This is a genomic window from Aeromonas sp. R5-4 (assembly GCF_040908215.1).
GTDB classification, from domain to species: domain Bacteria; phylum Pseudomonadota; class Gammaproteobacteria; order Enterobacterales; family Aeromonadaceae; genus Aeromonas; species Aeromonas veronii.
This window is the reverse complement of record NZ_JBFODG010000026.1, coordinates 153,960-171,476: the sequence shown is the minus strand read 5'-3', so window position 1 is coordinate 171,476 and position 17,517 is coordinate 153,960. Positions and strand designations below refer to the sequence as shown.

Annotated in this window: 16 protein-coding genes and 1 other annotated feature; of the genes, 7 read left to right on the top strand and 9 right to left on the bottom strand. The window is 58.8% G+C overall.

Translation table 11 applies throughout. The annotated features are described in order from the left end of the window. Positions 1–357: 357 nt before the first annotated feature. Positions 358–1,980: an acyl-CoA synthetase gene (locus AB5Y83_RS13255; RefSeq protein ID WP_368175312.1), complete on the top strand. Its 1,623-nt coding sequence runs from the start codon at positions 358–360 to the stop codon at positions 1,978–1,980. A gap of 86 nt (positions 1,981–2,066) precedes the next feature. Here AB5Y83_RS13255 and AB5Y83_RS13250 read toward each other — a convergent pair whose 3' ends face one another. After that, complete coding sequence (locus tag AB5Y83_RS13250; RefSeq protein ID WP_368175311.1) at positions 2,067–3,356, bottom strand: diguanylate cyclase; 1,290 nt, start codon at positions 3,354–3,356, stop codon at positions 2,067–2,069. Positions 3,357–3,709: 353 nt separating this feature from the next. Here AB5Y83_RS13250 and AB5Y83_RS13245 point away from each other — a divergent pair, with 353 nt between their 5' ends. After that, positions 3,710–5,188: a P-loop NTPase fold protein gene (locus AB5Y83_RS13245; protein ID WP_368175310.1), complete on the top strand. Its 1,479-nt coding sequence runs from the start codon at positions 3,710–3,712 to the stop codon at positions 5,186–5,188. A gap of 34 nt (positions 5,189–5,222) precedes the next feature. Here the strand turns inward: AB5Y83_RS13245 and hisIE are convergent, their stop codons facing one another. From hisIE to hisG, 8 genes are read right to left on the bottom strand one after another with little or no spacing between them, the layout of a single operon-like run. Beyond that, positions 5,223–5,873: a bifunctional phosphoribosyl-AMP cyclohydrolase/phosphoribosyl-ATP diphosphatase HisIE gene (hisIE, locus tag AB5Y83_RS13240; RefSeq protein WP_368175309.1), complete on the bottom strand. Its 651-nt coding sequence runs from the start codon at positions 5,871–5,873 to the stop codon at positions 5,223–5,225. After that, positions 5,866–6,639: an imidazole glycerol phosphate synthase subunit HisF gene (gene hisF / locus AB5Y83_RS13235; RefSeq protein ID WP_005345639.1), complete on the bottom strand. Its 774-nt coding sequence runs from the start codon at positions 6,637–6,639 to the stop codon at positions 5,866–5,868. Before hisF ends, hisIE begins: the two co-directional genes overlap by 8 nt. Further along, on the bottom strand, positions 6,639–7,400 hold the full coding sequence (gene hisA / locus AB5Y83_RS13230; RefSeq protein ID WP_042030922.1) for a 1-(5-phosphoribosyl)-5-[(5-phosphoribosylamino)methylideneamino]imidazole-4-carboxamide isomerase: 762 nt from the start codon (positions 7,398–7,400) through the stop codon (positions 6,639–6,641). Before hisA ends, hisF begins: the two co-directional genes overlap by 1 nt. Before the next feature lie 5 nt (positions 7,401–7,405). Beyond that, entirely contained in the window at positions 7,406–8,047 is a 642-nt protein-coding gene (hisH, locus tag AB5Y83_RS13225; RefSeq protein WP_368175308.1) for an imidazole glycerol phosphate synthase subunit HisH, read from the bottom strand. Continuing rightward, positions 8,047–9,156 (bottom strand): bifunctional histidinol-phosphatase/imidazoleglycerol-phosphate dehydratase HisB, encoded by a 1,110-nt coding sequence (hisB, locus tag AB5Y83_RS13220; protein ID WP_368175307.1) that lies wholly within the window; start codon positions 9,154–9,156, stop codon positions 8,047–8,049. The genes hisH and hisB overlap by 1 nt, the downstream gene beginning before the upstream one ends. A 15-nt stretch (positions 9,157–9,171) precedes the next feature. After that, complete coding sequence (gene hisC / locus AB5Y83_RS13215; RefSeq protein ID WP_368175306.1) at positions 9,172–10,242, bottom strand: histidinol-phosphate transaminase; 1,071 nt, start codon at positions 10,240–10,242, stop codon at positions 9,172–9,174. Then, positions 10,239–11,564 (bottom strand): histidinol dehydrogenase, encoded by a 1,326-nt coding sequence (hisD, locus tag AB5Y83_RS13210; protein WP_368175305.1) that lies wholly within the window; start codon positions 11,562–11,564, stop codon positions 10,239–10,241. Before hisD ends, hisC begins: the two co-directional genes overlap by 4 nt. A 12-nt stretch (positions 11,565–11,576) precedes the next feature. After that, positions 11,577–12,473: an ATP phosphoribosyltransferase gene (gene hisG / locus AB5Y83_RS13205; RefSeq protein ID WP_071910208.1), complete on the bottom strand. Its 897-nt coding sequence runs from the start codon at positions 12,471–12,473 to the stop codon at positions 11,577–11,579. A 28-nt stretch (positions 12,474–12,501) separates the two neighbouring features. Then, positions 12,502–12,626: a sequence feature (His leader region), on the bottom strand. A gap of 187 nt (positions 12,627–12,813) precedes the next feature. Between hisG and AB5Y83_RS13200 the strand changes: the two genes are divergently transcribed. The 5 genes from AB5Y83_RS13200 (at position 12,814) to AB5Y83_RS13180 (ending at position 17,360) form a co-directional block, all read left to right on the top strand. Beyond that, positions 12,814–13,059, top strand: a complete 246-nt coding sequence (locus AB5Y83_RS13200; protein ID WP_368175304.1) for a hypothetical protein — start codon at positions 12,814–12,816, stop codon at positions 13,057–13,059. A gap of 67 nt (positions 13,060–13,126) precedes the next feature. Then, positions 13,127–15,046: an ATP-dependent DNA helicase gene (locus tag AB5Y83_RS13195; protein WP_368175303.1), complete on the top strand. Its 1,920-nt coding sequence runs from the start codon at positions 13,127–13,129 to the stop codon at positions 15,044–15,046. 90 nt (positions 15,047–15,136) lie between these two features. Further along, on the top strand, positions 15,137–15,838 hold the full coding sequence (gene tsaB / locus AB5Y83_RS13190) for a tRNA (adenosine(37)-N6)-threonylcarbamoyltransferase complex dimerization subunit type 1 TsaB (protein WP_069556447.1): 702 nt from the start codon (positions 15,137–15,139) through the stop codon (positions 15,836–15,838). A gap of 119 nt (positions 15,839–15,957) precedes the next feature. Continuing rightward, on the top strand, positions 15,958–16,473 hold the full coding sequence (locus AB5Y83_RS13185) for a Slp family lipoprotein (protein WP_159159284.1): 516 nt from the start codon (positions 15,958–15,960) through the stop codon (positions 16,471–16,473). Between the two features lie 8 nt (positions 16,474–16,481). Continuing rightward, positions 16,482–17,360: an alpha/beta fold hydrolase gene (locus tag AB5Y83_RS13180; protein ID WP_368175302.1), complete on the top strand. Its 879-nt coding sequence runs from the start codon at positions 16,482–16,484 to the stop codon at positions 17,358–17,360. Positions 17,361–17,517: the final 157 nt, after the last annotated feature.

Here is a 17,517-nt window from a genome sequence, read left to right as displayed (position 1 = left end):
CTTAAATAAAAACCATGAAAATAGTGCGCACCGAAATGAATGGAATGACATATAGAGCAGCTTTGGCGGGATAATATTCCACTATCGTCATTTTTCGTTATTCGCCAAAAACAGCCTGTGAAAAAAATGGCACGTTTTTCCGTAACGAAATATTTTTTTGCAACGAAAACAGGGGACCCCTGTTGGCAGCAGGCTGTCCCTGTCTAAGACGTTTTGCTAATACCTGCCGCCGCAGGCTCACTGTTAGGCTGTCATTCCCATAAGAGACCAGTGACGGGCAGGATGCCCATGTCGCTTGCTGATCTCTGATTGATCCCGAAACTGCCCGTTTTGTGCCACCTGTGAGGAAGGAATCCGATGACAGTGCAGAACATCTATGAGCGCGATCTTGCCAAAACCGCCGCCAATTTCGAGGCCCTGACCCCCATCAGCTTTTTGGGGCGGGCGGAGCGGGTCTATCCCGACTATCCGGCGCTGATCCACGGCTCGCTACGCCAGAGCTGGGGCGAGACCGCCCGCCGTTGCCGCCAGTTGGCCTCGGCCCTGCGGCTTCGCGGTATCGGGGAGGGGGATACCGTCTCCATCGTTGCGCCCAATATTCCGGCGATGTTTGAAGCCCACTTCGGGGTGCCCATGAGCGGCGCTGTGCTGAACACCCTCAATACCCGGCTCGATGCCGAGTCGATGGCCTTTATCTTCCAGCATGCCCAGAGCAAGGTGGTGCTGGTGGACAGGGAGTTTGGCCCTGTGGTGCGCAAGGCGCTGGATCTGCTGGAGAGCCAACCGCTGGTCATCGCCATCGACGATCCCCTCTACCGGGAGGGGGCGCTTGTCAGTGAACTGACCTATGAGGCCTTTATTGCCACTGGTAACGGCGATGAACCCGGCTGGTTGCCAGAGGATGAGTGGCAGGCGATCTCCCTTAACTACACCTCCGGCACTACCGGCAACCCCAAGGGGGTGGTCTATCACCATCGCGGCGCCCACCTCAACGCCATCAACAACGTGCTCTCCTGGGAGCTGCCCAAACATCCCGTCTATCTCTGGACCTTGCCGATGTTTCACTGCAACGGCTGGTGCTTCCCCTGGACGCTGGCGGCCACCGCCGGGGTGAGCGTCTGCTTGCGCCATGTGCAGGCCGCCGCCATTTATGAGGCGCTGCACGAGCACAAGGTGAGCCATTTTTGCGCGGCGCCCATCGTGCTCAATATGCTCAACAATGCCGATCCGGCGCTCAAGCGGGGGCTGGATCACCCCATCAAGGTGATGACCGCTGGCGCTGCGCCCCCCGCCACCGTGATCGCCGGTATGGAAGCTATGGGGATCGCTGTGACCCACGTCTATGGCCTCACCGAAACCTATGGCCCCTGCGTGTTGTGCGAACCGCAAAGAAGCTGGCAAGGTCAGGATGCCACTGCGCTCTCCCGCCTCAAGGCGCGCCAGGGGGTTGCGTCGCCCCTGCAGGGGGAGATGCGGGTTATCAATCCGGTCAGTGGCGAGCCGGTGGCCAAAGATGGCAAAACCATGGGGGAGATAGTGCTGCGCGGTAATGTGGTGATGAAAGGCTATCTGAAAAATCCGGCGGCCAGCGCCGAGGCGATGGCGGAGGGGTGGTTTCGCAGTGGCGATCTGGCGGTATGGCACCCGGATGGTTATGTGGAGATCAAGGACAGATCCAAGGACATCATCATCTCTGGCGGGGAGAATATCTCCAGTCTGGAGGTGGAAGATGTGCTCTATCGCCATCCCGATGTGGACGAAGCGGCGGTGATCGCCATGCCCGATGAGAAGTGGGGGGAGGTGCCCTGCGCCTTTGTGAAACTGAAAGAGGGGCGAGAGACCACCCAGGCGGAGTTGATCGCCTTTTGCCGGGAGCAGATGGCCCACTTCAAGGCGCCCAAACGCATCATCTTTACCCCGCTGCCGAAAACCTCTACCGGCAAGGTGCAAAAGTTTGTGCTGCGCAAACAGCTGGGGTAGTGGCCTGGTCGTAAGGCGCCAGCACAGCCATTCATAAGAGGGAGATACAAGGGGTCTGGAGGGCTGCTGCCCCTCACGTTGTATGGCTAGGGAGCCTTGCAGGCAACGCAGTTGCGGCCGCTCTGTTTGGCCTGATAGAGCATCTGATCGGCGCGGGCGTAGAGGCTCTCCATCAGCTCCCCCTCGCCATTTTCCACCAGTCCGGCGCTGATGGTGATGACCAGTTTATCCCCATCGGGCAGGGGGAGTGGGCTTTGCATCACCTGCAGGCGCAGCCGCTCGGCCAGGGATGCGGCTGCCAAGAGGGTGGTGTTGGGCAGCAAGATGGCAAATTCGTCACCGCCGATGCGAGCCAGCACATCTTCGCTGCGCAGCACCGATTGCATCACCCTGCCCAGATGCACCAGTGCGCTATCCCCAAGGGGATGACCGAAGCGATCGTTGATGCACTTGAACTGATCCACATCCAGTACCATCAGCACCGAGGTGAGGTGGTGGCGCATGTCCAGACTGAGGTTCTTCTCGCACAGTTCGAAAAAGAAACGGCGGTTGTAGAGACCGGTGAGGCCATCGCGCACCGACTGCTGGTGCAGCTGCTCCTTGAGCTGGTGCAGTTCGGTAATGTCGGAGGAGATACCGATCAGGGTGGGGGTGCCATCCCCCAGCAGAAAGGGCACCTTGACCGACCAGTAGTAGTGCTGATTGCCTTCGGGATCGGTCAGCATCTCTTCCCCGGCTTGCAGCTCGCCGGTTTCGAATACCCGGTTGTCCAGTCGCCACAGCTGGCAGGCGCTGGCCGCGGGGATCACCTCATCATCGCGCCGATTGATGATCTGCTCGGCAGGAAGGCCCAGCAGATCGGCGACCTTTTGGTTGACGTAGAGAAAGCGGTGCAGGCTGTCCTTCATATAGATATGGGCATCCACGTTGGCGAGGATGATTTCCAGCAGCTGATGCTGCTCCGCCAGCCGCGCCTCAATCAACTTGTGTTCGGTGATATCGGTGGAGATGCCGCACAGGCCGATCAGGTTGCCATCCTTGTCATGGATGGGCTTTTTGACGGTCCAGTAGCAGCGCTTTTCCCCGGTGGATTTGAGGTAGTTGATCTCCTCCTGGGCGATGGCAAGCTGCTGCTCCAGTACCAACCGGTCGTTGCGTTGAATGGTGTCGGAGAATTCGAGATCAAAAAAAGCCCGATCATCCTGTCCCTGCAACTCGGCGAGGGTGCAGCCAAAGAGATCCAGCACCGCCTGATTGGCATAGGTGTAACGGCCCGCCAGATCCTTGGTGAACATGTAGGCGTCCGTCTCGTTGAAGATGGCTTTGAGGTGCTCCAGCTCATGCTGTAATCGAATGGAGAAGGGTTCATCCTTCATGGAGTTAACCATCCTTGGTTAAGGGCGTCGTTGTATACAGCGCTAATATATGTACCAACTGTTTAAATTAAGCACTTCACAGGCCATATTTCGCGCTTATTTCCGCAGGATCTGCGCCATGTCACACGATTGTCATCGTTGGTGTGGTCAAAGGAAATCAACTGAGTCCGTGGCTATTCAGATAACTGTCCCACTCATATCGGCCCAGCTTCGTGGGCCAGCAGCAAAGAAATTGCAAGGCAGTCAAATATGCCAGCCCGAGCTGCAGAAAGGGCAACAAACAGGTCTTTAATCAAACTATTTTCACTATGCCCCTGATATCATCCCTGCAACGCAACTTGGGGAGGTACGAGATGGCAGTGGCACCGTTTAAATGGGATGAAGCAGTTCAGTGGGACGGACCGGGGGCCATTGCGGGTAGCGAAGAGAGTTTGAGTGCCGATCGGCTGGATCGCGCCCGCTATGCCGAATTTCTGACCAACTACCTCGCTGCCGAAGGCAAGCAGCGCAACTATGTGCTCAACCTCAATGCCGAATGGGGGGCAGGGAAAACCTGGTTTATCAAGCGCTGGTATATGGAGCTGAAAGCGCACTATCCCACCGTCTATATCGATGCCTGGCAGCAGGATTTTTCCGATGATCCCTTATTGACGGTGATTTCGTCGATCATTGAACAACTGAAAGAAGAAGCGGGTAGCCCTCAGCTTTCCCCCTATCTGTCGACCAAATTGGCATCATTGTTAAAAGCAACTGCGCCTATAGTGACCAAAGCACTGTTTAAAAAAGTCTCTGGCATCAATATCGATGAAGTCCAAGAGGTCATTACAGCTGATGACGCGGGCAAACTGGTTGAATCACTTTTTCAAGATACTCGTAAAAAGACAGAAGCAGTACAGTTGCTCAAGCATGAAATAAAACAGTGGGTTGAAGCAATTATTGGCAAGAAAAAGAAACAGGCACCCGCATTTATCCTGATTGATGAGCTGGATCGCTGTCGCCCCTCCTATGCGGTAGAAATGCTGGAAACCATCAAGCATATCTTTGATATTCCCGGGGTGGTATTTGTACTGGCAACAGATACTGAGCAGTTGCAGCATGCTATCAAGGTAATTTATGGGGAAGGGTTTGATGCTCAGACTTATCTAGGCAGGTTTTTCAAAAGACGTTTTTATTTGAATAAATGCCCTAGCCATTTTCTCATAGAAAAATTTGTTGCAGACCGATTTGAGCTTTTATGTAGTAAAACTTTTCATTGTTTTTCAGATGCCAATAACTTTTCTAAAACACTTGCAAAAATTGTGGATGCATACCATCTCACCGCAAGAGAGACTGAGTCATTCTTGGATACGTTGTTTGCTATATTGCATTCAGTCTCGGAGCGTTCTATAGATATTATCTATTTGTCTGCCTTACTGATTATGCATGCAAAAGTTCCTGCGGCATATATAGTTCTTCGTAGCGGCGGGAAGCTTTTAGATGCTGAAATCGATAAGATTAATGTAAATAAAGACAATGCTTTTTCATTTAAAAATAAGGCGAAGCTACCATTAACGATTAGTTATTGGTCATGCATTCAATCAGGTCTCAATGAAAAGGTAGTTTGGAATGCAGATGATTTTTATGAATATATCATACAGGTTCATAAAATTCTCAGTGGTTACTATTTAAGTAGTAATGATAGTAAGCCAGAAGATATAAATAAACTTACAATGACTCGTTTTGGATGTAGATATGACGAAAGTGGTAGATATTATATGGTTTGCCTACAGAGTAAGGGATTGACAAATACTGACTATATAGAATTGGTTGAATTATCTACCCTGTTGTTATGAGAGATGGGCTTTACGCCCATCTCTCATAATGCAGTTATTTATTATGCCGCTCATAAAGCCGCTGAACGACATCCTGTAATCCCAGCCCTTCGTTTTGCAGCAGTACGGTCAGGTGATAGAGCAGATCGGCGGATTCGTTAATGAGCTCCTCCCGATCCTTGGCCATGGCGGCCAGCGCAACTTCCACACCCTCTTCACCCACCTTCTGGGCGATGCGCTTGGTCCCTTTGCCGTAGAGGCTGGCGGTGTAGCTGGTGGCCGGATCGGCCCCTTTGCGGGCGGCCAGCACTTGCTCAAGCTCTGCCAGAAAACCGAGGGGTGGCAGCGGGTGACCATGGAAGCAGGAGGTTGTCCCTTTGTGGCAGGTGGGGCCGACGGGGTTGGCGGCAATCAGCAGGGAGTCCTGATCGCAGTCGGTGCTGATAGCCACGAGTTGGAGCACATTGCCCGAGCTTTCACCCTTGGTCCAGAGCCGCTGTTTGCTGCGGCTAAAGAAGGTGACCTGACCGGTAGTATGGGTCTTCTCCAGCGCTTCACGGGTCATAAAGCCCTGCATCAGCACCTCGCCGCTGGCGGCGTGCTGGACGATGGCGGGGATCATGCCATCACATTTTGCCCAATCGAGCTGATCGGCAAGGGGGCGCGCGCTGGCGGTGGTTTGTGTGTTATCTGAGAAGTTATTCACGGATGGCGACTCCTTCGGTTTTCAGCCAGCGTTTCAATTCGGGAATGGGGATAAGGCCCTTGTGGAACACGGAGGCGGCCAGCGCCCCGTCCACATCGGCGAGGGTGAAGGCATCGCGAAAGTGTGCCATGGCACCGGCGCCGCCGGAGGCGATCAGCGGCACCTTGCAGACGCTGCGCACCAGTTTGAGCTGGTCGAGATCATAACCCTGACGCATGCCGTCCTGATTCATCACGTTCAGCACGATTTCGCCCGCGCCGCGTTTTTGCACCTCCTGCACCCAGTCGAGGGTGTGCCAGGCGGTAGTGCGGGTGCGGCTCTCGTCGCCGGTAAACTGTTTGACCTGATAGTGGCCCGTGTCGGCGTCGAAGTAGGAGTCAATGCCCACCACCACGCACTGCACGCCAAAGCGCTCGGCCAGTCGGCTGATCAGGGTCGGATCGGCCAGCGCCGGAGAGTTGATGGAAACCTTGTCGGCGCCAAATTCGAGGATCTGGCGGGCATCTTCCACGCTTTTAATGCCACCGGCGACGCAGAAGGGGATATCGATCACCTCCGCCACCCGGCTCACCCAGCTCTTGTCCACCACCCGGGCATCGCTGGAGGCGGTGATGTCATAGAACACCAGCTCGTCAGCGCCCTCTTCGGCGTAGCGGCGCGCCAGCTCGACAATGCCGCCCATCACCTCGTGGTTGCGAAATTGCACCCCTTTGACCACCACGCCATCTTTCACGTCGAGGCAGGGGATAATGCGTCTTGCCAGCATCAGTTGCCTCCTGTGGTATCGGCTGCGGGGGCTTGCCAGCAGGCGATGGCGTCACCTACCGAGAACTTACCCTCCAGCAGGGCGCGGCCAAGGATGATCCCCTTGACGCCGGAACCCTTGAGTGCCTCGATATCCGCGATGCCGCCAATGCCGCCGGAGGCCTGAAAGGCGACGCTCGGGTAGCGGGCGCAGAGATCCCGATAGAGCTCGACGTTGGTGCCAGCCAGGGTGCCGTCACGGCTGATATCGGTGCAGAGCACATGCTTGAGCCCGGCGGGAAGGAAGCGCTCGATCAGTGCCTCGATGGTTACGCCGCTGTTCTCCTGCCAGCCTGCTACCGCGATATGGCGATTGCCCTGCTCATCGATATTGACGTCCAGCGCCAGCACGATCTGCTCGGGGCCATATTTCTCCATCCAGCTGGCTACCAGATCCGGGGATTTGACGGCGGTGGAGCCAATCACCACCCGGCTGGCGCCGGCGGCCAGCAGATCCGCCACATCCTGTTCGGTGCGCACGCCGCCACCGACCTGCACCGGTGCTTCGGTGGCCGACAGCAGTTGGGTCAGCAGGGGCAGCTGGCGCGCCTTGGCATCCTTGGCACCGTCCAGATCCACCAGATGGAGCTGCACCGCCCCCTGGGATACATATTCGTCGAAGCGGGCCTGCGGGCTGCTGCTGTATTCGGTCTTCTGCTCGTAGTCGCCCTGATAGAGGCGAACTACCTGACCGTTGATAAGGTCAATTGCGGGAATGATCATGCTAGTCACAGCTCCAGAAAATTTTGCAGCAAACGGGCACCGGCTGCGCCTGAGCGCTCCGGGTGGAATTGGGCGCCGAAGAAGTTGCTGTGCTCTGCAACCCCACCGACGATGGCGGTAAACGGCTGGCCGTAGTCGCAGGTTGCCAGCGTCGCTTCGGTCACCTCCAGCGCATAGGAGTGCACGAAGTAGAAGTAGCTGCCGCTCGGGATCCCCTTGAGCAGAGGATGGGTCTCGTCGTGTTCAATCTGGTTCCAGCCCATATGGGGCAGTCGCAGATTACCGACCTCCATCAGGCGGATCTTGCCCGGCACTATGCCAAGGCAGTCGATAAGCCGCTCTGACGAGTCATCCGTACCCATGCTCTCTTCGGAGGCCTCCGCCAACATCTGCATACCGAGGCAAAAGCCCAGCAGCGGCTGTTTGGCGGCGCGAATAAGGGGCACCAGCCCGCGCTCGTTGAGGTTTTTCATGGCGGCCACCGCGGTGCCGACACCGGGCAGGATCAGCTTGTCCGCCTGCTCGATATCGGCGGCCAGGCTGGAGACCAGCGGCTGCACGCCGAGGCGCTCGAATGCCATGCGCACCGAGGCCAGATTGGCACAGCCGGTGTCGATAATGACCAGCTTCTGCTTGCTCACATCCATCACAGCACTCCCTTGCTGGAGGGAAGCTCGCTCCCTTCCACCCGAATGGCCTGACGCAGGGCGCGGCCAAAGCCTTTGAACAGCGCCTCCACCTGATGGTGGGTGTTGCCGCTGCCCACCTTCATCTGCAATGTGATTGCCATGGCGTCCGAGAGGGAGCGGAAGAAGTGAGGCACCATCTCGGTGGCCATCTCGCCCACGTTGTCGCGGCCAAAGCCGCTCGGGCAGTCAAACACGAAGTAGGGGCGACCGCTGAGATCCAGCGCGGTGCTCACCTCCTGCTCGGTCAGCGGGCGCGCATCGATCACCGCCTGCACCTCGTCCATCGCCAGCACGAAGCCGAAGCGGCCGATCCCGCGCTTGTTGCCAAGGGCCTGACGCAGTGCCTGACCCAGCGCCAGCCCCACATCTTCCACCGTGTGGTGATCGTCGATGTGCAGATCGCCGCTGACGTTCAGCTTGAGCTGGAAACCGGCGTGGGTGGCAATTTGATCCAGCATGTGATCAAAGAAGCCGATACCGGTGGAGATCTGGTTGCCGCCGCTTTTGTCTAAATCCAGCGCCACCTGAATGCGGGTCTCCTTGGTGTAACGCTCCACCGAGGCCACACGCCCTTTGGACAGCAGCTGATCACGGATGGCGAGCCAGTCGTGATCCTGCGGGTGGTAGCGAATACCGCCAATGCCCATATTCTCGGCAAGCTGCAGATCGGTCTGGCGATCGCCAATCACGAAGGAGTTGGCAAAGTCGATACGACCGGAGGCTAGGTACTCTTTCACCAGTCCTAGGTGGGGCTTGCGGCAGCTGCAGCCGTCGGTGGGGAAGTGCGGGCAGATCAGCACCTGCTCCCACTTCACCCCTTGCGATTCAAAAAGGTGCATCATCAGGTCGTGGGGAGGCTGGAAGTTCTCCCGCGGCAGGCTGGCGGTGCCCAGCCCATCCTGGTTGGTCACCATCACCAGCACATAGCCGGCGGCCTGCAACTCGCGCAGCACCGGAATGACCATGGGTTCGAAGCGCAGCTTGGCGAGGCTATCCACCTGCTTGTCGGTCACCGGCTCTTCAATCAGGGTGCCGTCGCGGTCGATAAACATAAACGGGGTCTTCATCGCTACATCCTTGTCTTACAAAGTGGGAGAGGGCAGATCACGCAATACCGCCAGCACGGCATCCATCTCGCCCTGATAGCCGATGGTGACGCGAATGCTGTTATCCAAGCCGGGTTTGGTCGAGAAATCCCGCAGTATGATGCCAGCGGCCTTCATGGCGGCAAAGACGGCGGCGCCATCAACAAAGCGCACCAGCACGAAGTTGCCCTTGTCCTCGAATACTTCATTCACGCAGGCAAGCGTTGCCAGCTCTGCCTTGAAGGCGGCTTTTTGCTTGTTGAGCTCTATCACTCGCTCGCGCATCAGCTCCAGCCCCATGGGGGAGAGGGCCTGCGCCGCGATCTGGGCGATGGGCTCGGGGATGGGGTAGGGGGCGATCACCTTGGCCAGCATGGCGATCACCTCGGGGCTTGCCAGCGTAAAGCCGCAGCGGATCCCCGCCAGGGCAAAAGCCTTGGAGAGGGTGCGGGTCACCACCAGATTGGGGAAGCGGGCCAGCAGGTCCACTACGGACGCCTCGGGGCAGAACTCGATATAGGCCTCGTCCACCACCACGATGGCGCGATCCCGCGCCTTCTCCAGCAGGGCAATAAGTCCATCGCGACCCACCAGATCCCCGGTGGGGTTGTTGGGGGAGCAGAGAAACACCAGCTTCACGTCACTGAGGCGATCAGCGATGGCAGGCCAGTCGGGCTGGCGGCTGGCGGTCAGTGGCTGCTCGACGATACCGACGCCACAGGTCTCGGCGCTGATGGCGTACATGCCGTAGGTGGGCGGGCAGATGAGGATCTGATCTTCACCCGCTTCGCAGAAGGTGCGAATAAGCAGCTCGATGGCCTCGTCGGCGCCGCGGCTCACCAGCACCTGATCGGGATTAACCCCGGCATAGGCGGCATAGCTGTTCACCACCTCGGCCGGTTGGCACTCGGGGTAGCGGTTGAGGCGGCTTCCCTCGATGGTAAAGGGATAGGCCTGCGGCGCCTCGTTGGCGTTGAGCCAGACGTGGCCCTTGCCGCCGATGCGGCGGGCGGATTGATAAGGGGTGAGGGCCCGCACCACGCGGCGCGCCAGATTGGCAATGCTCATGACAAATCCTTCTGCTGTGCTGTTGGTTGGGGCGCGACGGCCAGGGCGTTCAACCTGAGGGTGACGGCATTTTTGTGGCCATCAAGCCCTTCGGCCTCAGCGATGCGCTCGACGATGGGGCCAAGGCCGCGAATACCTTCGGCGCTCAGCTCCTGCACCGTGTAGCGGCGCTGATAATCGGCAAGGCCAAGGCTGGAGCAGGTGCGGGCATAGCCATAGGTAGGCAGAGTGTGGTTGGTGCCGCTGGCGTAATCGCCGACTGACTCGGGGGTCCATGCGCCCAGAAAGATGGAACCGGCGTTCTCGAGTTTCTCCAGCAGATCGCGGGGGGCGCGGGTCTGCACGATCAGGTGCTCCGGCGCATAGGCGTTGGAGATGGCGCACGCTTCGGCCAGATCGTCACAGAGGATCACCAGACTGCTGCCGAGCGCCTGCGCGGCGATATCGCGGCGGCTCAACTTGGCCAGCTGGCTTTTTATTTCCCCTGCGATGGCATCGGCCAGCAGCGGCGAGGTGGTGACCAGCACCACCTGGCTGTCGGGGCCGTGCTCGGCCTGGGAGAGCAGATCCGCCGCCACGAAGGCCGGGTTGGCGCTCTCATCGGAAATCACCAGCACCTCGGAGGGGCCGGCGGGCATGTCGATGGCGGCGCCGCGCCAGTCGCGGGAAACCTGCCCCTTGGCTTCGGTCACATAGGCGTTGCCCGGGCCGAAGATCTTGTCCACCTTGGGAATGCTCTCGGTGCCGTAAGCCATGGCGGCGATGGCCTGGGCGCCGCCGATGGCGAACACCTTCTCGACACCGCAGGCGCGGGCGGCAAACAGGATCTCGTCGCTCGCCGGAGACGGGGTGCAGAGCACCACTTCACGGCAACCGGCTATGGCGGCCGGAATAGCCAGCATCATCACGGTGGAGGGGAGCGGCGCGCTGCCCCCCGGCACATAGAGGCCGACCCGACTGATGGGCTGGGTACGCAGCTCGCACACCACCCCGGGTTGGGTTTCCACTCTTACCACCGGCTGCACTTGCGCGGCGTGGAAGGTGCGAATATTGGCAATGGCCGCTTCGATGGCGCTTTTGATGCCGTCATCCAGCCGCGCGCAGGCGGCTTCAATTTCAGCCTCGCTAACGCGCAGCTGCTCACGGGGGGTGCGCTCGAAGCGCTGGCTCAGCTCGCGCAGGGCCTCATCGCCACGGCTACGCACCGCGGCGATGATATCCCGCACTACGGCGCCAATATCGGCCTCGTCATTGAGGGCGGGCCGAGTCAGCACGTCGGCCTGCTGGGCAGGGGAGAGGGTCTTCCAGATCAGGGTCTGCATGATGTCCTTTCCTTATTCCATCATCTTTTCGATGGGCAGCACCAGAATGGAGCTGGCACCGAGGGCCTTGAGCTGCTCCATGGTCTCCCAGAACAGGGTCTCGCTGGAGACGACGTGCAGGGCCACCTGATTGGTGTCACCGGCCAGCTGCATGATGGTGGGGCGCTCGGCACCCGGCAGCAGATCGGTGATGGCATCGAGCTTGTCCTTGGGGGCGTGCAGCATGATGTACTTGCTCTCGCGCGCCTGCTGCATCCCCTGAATGCGGGGCAGCAGTTTGTCGATGAGCTTCTGCTTGGCATCGGACAAGGGGTTGGGGGCCTGTACCAGTACCGCCTTGGAGCGGTAGATCACCTCCACCTCTTTCAGACCATTGGCCTCCAGGGTCGCGCCGGTGGAGACCAGATCGCAGATGGCATCGGCCAGACCCGCGCGGGGCGCCACTTCCACCGAGCCGCCCAGCATCACGCTCTTGAAGCCAAGACCCTTTTCATCGAAGAAGCGCTTGAGCAGCCCGGGGTATGAGGTGGCGATGCGCTTGCCGGCAAGGCTCTCTGGCCCGGTGTAGGTCACATCTTCCGGCACCGCCAGCGAGAGGCGGCAGCCGCCAAAATCGAGCTGCTTGAGGGTTTTGACCTCGAAGGGCAGTCCCTGTGAGGCGCGAATAAGCTGCACCTCTTCCAGTACGTTCTCGCCGATGATGCCAAGATCAACCACCCCTTCCATCACCAGACCGGGGATATCGTCATCGCGCACCCGCAGGATATCGATGGGCATGTTCTCGACATGGGCGATAAGGCGCTGCTCGCGCAGGTTGATCTTGAGGCCACAGCTCTTGAACAGGGCCTGGGAGTCCTGGCTCAGACGACCGGACTTTTGCATGGCGATACGCAGACGTTGTGTTTCCATTGCTCGATTTCCTTCTAGTCAAAAACGAAAAAACCCTCGGAAGTGTGTGCTTCCGAGGGTTTATGAATCTTGCGGTCCTTTTGGAAGTCACCAGTTAAGTGTCTTCCAGCAGTCAACCTCCTGAAAGACTAGTCGGGATGATGATGGTGGTGATGAGTCTTCAGGGTGGTGAACTTCATGTAATCAATCCTTTACAAAATAAGATGTCGTAGTTGACGCCTGATTTAAACTACCTGCCTTGACAGAAAATGCAACCCGAAATTGTGATTTGATCGATTAAAGTGGCGAAAACGGTTTTCTGGTCGATAACTAGACAATAACCCCTGCAGGAGTCGCCATCATGCCCAGCCAGGACCTGTTGTTCCCCATTTTGCCCCGGGCGCCCGCTGCGCCCGGCAGCGAAGAGATCAAGCGGGAAGTGAATCAGATCAGCAAAAAGCACCAGCTGCGCAAGACCAGCACTGACAACAGTGACTCCCAGCAGCGCCAGCAGACGTATAACACGCCCGCCAAGCGTGACCAGCCAAAGGTGGAGGAGGGCGATCACAAGCCGGATCCCGAGCATCAGATCGATCTGTTCGTCTAGGCAGATTATCTGTCCCGCTTTTGCCGCGCTTTTGGCATAATGGCCGCTTTTGCTGCGGGACGCCCTTTTGACCATCCAGACCCTGTTCAAGCCAGATGGCCCTCTGGCCAGCCATATCGACGGTTTCAAAGCCCGCGCTCCCCAACTGGAGATGGCCGAAGCGGTCGCGCGCGCCATCAAAAGTGGTGGCCGTCTGCTGGTGGAGGCGGGGACCGGTACCGGCAAGACCTACGCCTATCTGGTGCCAGCGCTGGAGTCCGGCAAGCGGGTGGTGATCAGCACCGGCTCCAAGAACCTGCAGGAGCAGCTCTTCTATCGGGATCTTCCGACCATCACAGGGGCGCTCTCCTACACCCCGCCGGTGGCCCTGCTCAAGGGACGCAGCAACTATCTCTGCATCGAGCGGATGAACCGGCTCTTGAGCGAATCCCATCTGCAAAAGCCTGAAATCCTGAACGATCTGGTGAAGGTCAAATCCTGGTCAACCGCCACCGATAACGGCGATGTGGGGGATATTCCGGGATTGCAGGAGAACGCCGAGATCCTCGCCCACGTCACCAGCACCAACGACAACTGCCTCGGCCGCGACTGCCCCTATTACGACGACTGCCATCTGGTGGTGGCTCGACGCCGCGCCATGGATGCCCAGGTGGTGGTGATCAACCATCACCTCTTCTTCGCCGATATGGCGGTGAAAGACACCGGATTTGGTGAGTTGGTGCCGGAGGCGCAAGTCTATGTCTTTGACGAGGCACATCAGCTGCCGGAGATCGCCACCAACTACTTCGGCAAGTCGGTGGGCAGCCGCACCATTCAGGATCTGGCGCAGGATATCCAGCTGGCCTATCGGGCTGAGGCCCACGACATGGCCCAGCTCGGCAAGGCGGCGGACCGGCTCGCTATCGCCAGTCAGGATTTACGGCTCGCCTTCGGAGTGGATGGCGGTCGCGGCAATACCCGCGACATGCTGCGCCAGCCGCTCTGGGGTCAGGCCTTGGCTCGTCTCAACGATGCCATCGGGCTTTGCTACGAAGTGCTCAAACTGGCTCTCGGCCGGGGCGAGCAGCTGGATCACGCCTTCGAGCGCATCAGTGAACTGCGCACCCGTCTTGGCGAGGTGCTGGCGGTTAACCAGACCGGTTTCTCCTACTGGTACGACTGCTCGCGGCTTCATTTCACCCTCAATCTGACGCCGCTATCGGTGGCCGAGCGATTCAGTGCCGAGGTGCAAAGACCGGAAGTGGCCTGGGTCTTCACCTCCGCTACCCTGACGGTGGATATGCGGTTTGATCACTTCAAGGCCGAGTTGGGGCTGGCGGGCAGCGCCGAGCTGATCCTCGACAGTCCGTTCGACTATGGCGAGCAGGCGCGGCTCTGTGTGCCCCGCTATCTGCCGGAGCCCAACGCCTTTGGCCGCGGCGAGCAGCTGGCCAATCTGATGATCCCGCTGATCAACAAGACGCCGGGGGGCTGTTTCTTCCTCTGCACCAGCCATCAGGTGATGCGTCAGGTGGCAGAGGTGCTGCGCCGGGAGATTGGCCGTACCGTCTTGCTGCAGGGAGAGGAGAACAAGCAGCGGCTGCTCAAGGAGTTTGTCGAGAATGGCCGCGCCGTGCTGGTGGCGACTAGCAGTTTCTGGGAGGGGATCGACGTGCGAGGGGCGGCGTTGTCGTGTGTTATCATCGACAAACTGCCGTTTGCCAGCCCCGATGATCCGCTGCTCAAGGCGCGGGTGGATGATTGCAAGCTCAAGGGGGGGGATCCCTTCGCCGAGCTGCAGTTGCCCAAGGCGGTGATTGCCCTTAAGCAGGGGGTGGGGCGGCTTATTCGTGATCGCAGTGATCACGGGGTGCTAGTGATCTGTGATCCACGAATGGTCAACAAACCTTACGGTGCCACCTTTATCAAGAGTCTGCCCGCCATCCCTCGCACCCGGGAGTTGGGAACGCTGGGGAGTTTTTTCGATCGCACTGAACGCGGTGAATAAGTGTGCCGCCAGATAACAGAATTGAACAACGGGTGAGCATATCTCGCTTGCCGGTTATGTAATTGACTGATTTTATAGAGATTGGAAAGCATGAACGAGTTGAAGATCCTGGCCGTTGATACCGCCACCGAAGCCTGCTCCGCCGCCTTGCTGGTGGGTGACAAGCTGTTCTCCCGCTGGGAGGAGGCGCCACGGGATCACACCCGAAAAATCCTGCCCATGGTTCAGGCTGTGTTAGAGGATGCCGGGATAAGTTTGAGTGACCTCGATGCCATCGCGTTCGGTCGCGGCCCGGGCTCCTTTACCGGCGTGCGGATTGGCATCAGTGTGGCGCAAGGTCTGGCGTTTGGTGCGGGTGTTCCGCTGATTGGCATCTCGACCCTGGCCGCCATGGCGCAAGGTGCCTATCGACTGGATGGCGCCGAGCAGGTGCTGACCGCCATCGATGCGCGGATGAACGAGGTCTATTTCGGCCGCTATGAGCTGATTGATGGCCGCATGCAACTGGTGGGGGACGAGGTGGTGAGCGAGCCCGCGGCACTGGTTGACGTTCGTGGCAAGCTGGCTGGTCGGGTGACCTGCGTCGGCACCGGTTTTGAAACCTATGGCGAGACCCTGAGTGGTTTGGCCGATGAGCTGGCGGTGAGCCAGGTACGTTTCCCGGCGGCAGAGGACATGCTGCCGCTGGCCCGCGCCGCCTGGCTGGCGGGGGAGGCGGTGCCTGTGGAGCAGGCGACGCCGGTCTATTTGCGTGACAAGGTGACCTGGAAAAAACTGCCGGGTCGCGAATAAGGGCAGGAGCGCTGACAGCATGTCGCTCTTGCCGCTCATCAGCTGCAACACCAGCGGGTGGCCCCGACGGGCCACGCCGGCAACAGGAGAGTGACATGATGCGTAATACCAAGAGCGACATGATGAAACGCACTATGGTGGTCGGGGCGCTGGCCCTGCTGCTCGGGGCCTGCAGCTCGGTCCCCAAAGAGCTGGCCTATGAGCCCGAAAACCAGCTGGTGGCCTATCAAGTTGCCCTTGGCGGGATGGAGGGCAAACCTGCCCGCTGGAGCGGCGTTATCTCGGCGGTGCATAACAAGGCGGATCAGAGCGTCATTGAAGTGGTCTATCTGCCGCTCAAGTCCAACGGTGTGCCAGAGCAGACCGAGCAGAGCCCGGGCCGTTTTCTGGCCATCATGAAGGGTTTTGTCGATCCGACCCTCTACGCCAAGGGGCGCAGCCTGACGGTGCTTGGCACCATAGGCAAACCGGTTGATAGCCAGATTGGCGAGCACAAGTACCGCTTCTCTGTGCTCAATGTGACGGGCAGCAAGCTGTGGCCGCCAGTCAAGGAGGTGGAGGTGCGCTATATGGACCCCTACTTCTACGACCCCTTCTATGATCCCTTCTGGCCGAGACGGCCGCTGCGTCGCTAAGGCTTGCCATGATCAACAGCATCAAAAGCACCATGCACGAGCGGCTGCTCACCTTGGTAGATGGGCGGCGGGTAGCCCTGCTGGATAACCAGTCTGCGGAGCATGATCAGCAGGGCAAACCTCTGCTGATCGCCCTGCATGGCTGGCTCGACAATAGCGCCAGCTTCTTGTCGCTGGCGCCGTATCTGGGTGATTTTCACCTCATCTGTGTCGATCTGCCGGGACATGGCCACTCCGATCACAAAACCACCCCTTATGTCTTTGTCGACTGGCTGGACGATCTCTACCAGATCGTGCAGGCGGCAGGGTGGTCGCGCTTCACTCTGCTCGGTCACTCCCTCGGGGCGTTGATCGCCTCCGCCTATGCCGGGGTGTTCCCCGAACAGGTGGAGCGGTTGATCATGCTGGAGGGGCTGGGGCCGCTGAGCCAGCCCGATGAGGAGGTACCTGCCCAGCTGCGACGTGCGATTTTAAACCGCAGTCGCACCCGGGAGCGCAGTGCCAACGGCTTTGCCTCCATCGATGAGGCTGTCGCCGCCCGTTGCAAAGTGGCGGATATCACGCCGCAGGCGGCGCGTCTTATCTGTGAGCGGCAGCTTGAAGAGCGGGCAGGGCGCTGGCACTGGCGCAGCGATCCTCGTTTGCGGGATCTGTCGCCCCTGAGAATGAGCGAAGGGCAAGCTCGGGCATTGATGGCGGCTATCCGCTGTCCTGTGCTGTTAATTCAGGGGGAGCAGGGCTTTGCTGCACTTGAAGCCCAATGGCAGGCCCGTCAGGATGCCTTCCAGCAGATCGAGCGGGTCATATTGGGTGGAAACCACCATTTTCATATGGAAAATTCGGTTGATACGGCCGTTTGTATCGTAAAGTTTTGTCAAGTTCGGTAGAATCGCCAGCTTTCAATAATTCCAGGTTTGTTTTCTCCCTCACATTTTTCTGTTGTTAATTTGCTGTTAATTGATGTTGCGCTGTGTAAATATGTGCGGCATTAGAGCATCAGCTTAAAACAACCGATTAAAATGGATGTGAACCGGGACGGAGGCA

What these genes read in the sequence shown, in the direction of transcription:
- AB5Y83_RS13255 (WP_368175312.1), top strand. Translation starts at nt 358, where the DNA reads ATGACAGTGCAGAACATCTATGAGCGCGATCTTGCCAAAACCGCCGCC.
- AB5Y83_RS13250 (WP_368175311.1), bottom strand. Translation starts at nt 3,356, where the DNA reads ATGAAGGATGAACCCTTCTCCATTCGATTACAGCATGAGCTGGAGCAC.
- AB5Y83_RS13245 (WP_368175310.1), top strand. Translation starts at nt 3,710, where the DNA reads ATGGCAGTGGCACCGTTTAAATGGGATGAAGCAGTTCAGTGGGACGGA.
- hisF (WP_005345639.1), bottom strand. Translation starts at nt 6,639, where the DNA reads ATGCTGGCAAGACGCATTATCCCCTGCCTCGACGTGAAAGATGGCGTG.
- hisA (WP_042030922.1), bottom strand. Translation starts at nt 7,400, where the DNA reads ATGATCATTCCCGCAATTGACCTTATCAACGGTCAGGTAGTTCGCCTC.
- hisH (WP_368175308.1), bottom strand. Translation starts at nt 8,047, where the DNA reads ATGGATGTGAGCAAGCAGAAGCTGGTCATTATCGACACCGGCTGTGCC.
- hisB (WP_368175307.1), bottom strand. Translation starts at nt 9,156, where the DNA reads ATGAAGACCCCGTTTATGTTTATCGACCGCGACGGCACCCTGATTGAA.
- hisC (WP_368175306.1), bottom strand. Translation starts at nt 10,242, where the DNA reads ATGAGCATTGCCAATCTGGCGCGCCGCGTGGTGCGGGCCCTCACCCCT.
- hisD (WP_368175305.1), bottom strand. Translation starts at nt 11,564, where the DNA reads ATGCAGACCCTGATCTGGAAGACCCTCTCCCCTGCCCAGCAGGCCGAC.
- hisG (WP_071910208.1), bottom strand. Translation starts at nt 12,473, where the DNA reads ATGGAAACACAACGTCTGCGTATCGCCATGCAAAAGTCCGGTCGTCTG.
- AB5Y83_RS13200 (WP_368175304.1), top strand. Translation starts at nt 12,814, where the DNA reads ATGCCCAGCCAGGACCTGTTGTTCCCCATTTTGCCCCGGGCGCCCGCT.
- tsaB (WP_069556447.1), top strand. Translation starts at nt 15,137, where the DNA reads ATGAACGAGTTGAAGATCCTGGCCGTTGATACCGCCACCGAAGCCTGC.
- AB5Y83_RS13185 (WP_159159284.1), top strand. Translation starts at nt 15,958, where the DNA reads ATGATGAAACGCACTATGGTGGTCGGGGCGCTGGCCCTGCTGCTCGGG.
- AB5Y83_RS13180 (WP_368175302.1), top strand. Translation starts at nt 16,482, where the DNA reads ATGATCAACAGCATCAAAAGCACCATGCACGAGCGGCTGCTCACCTTG.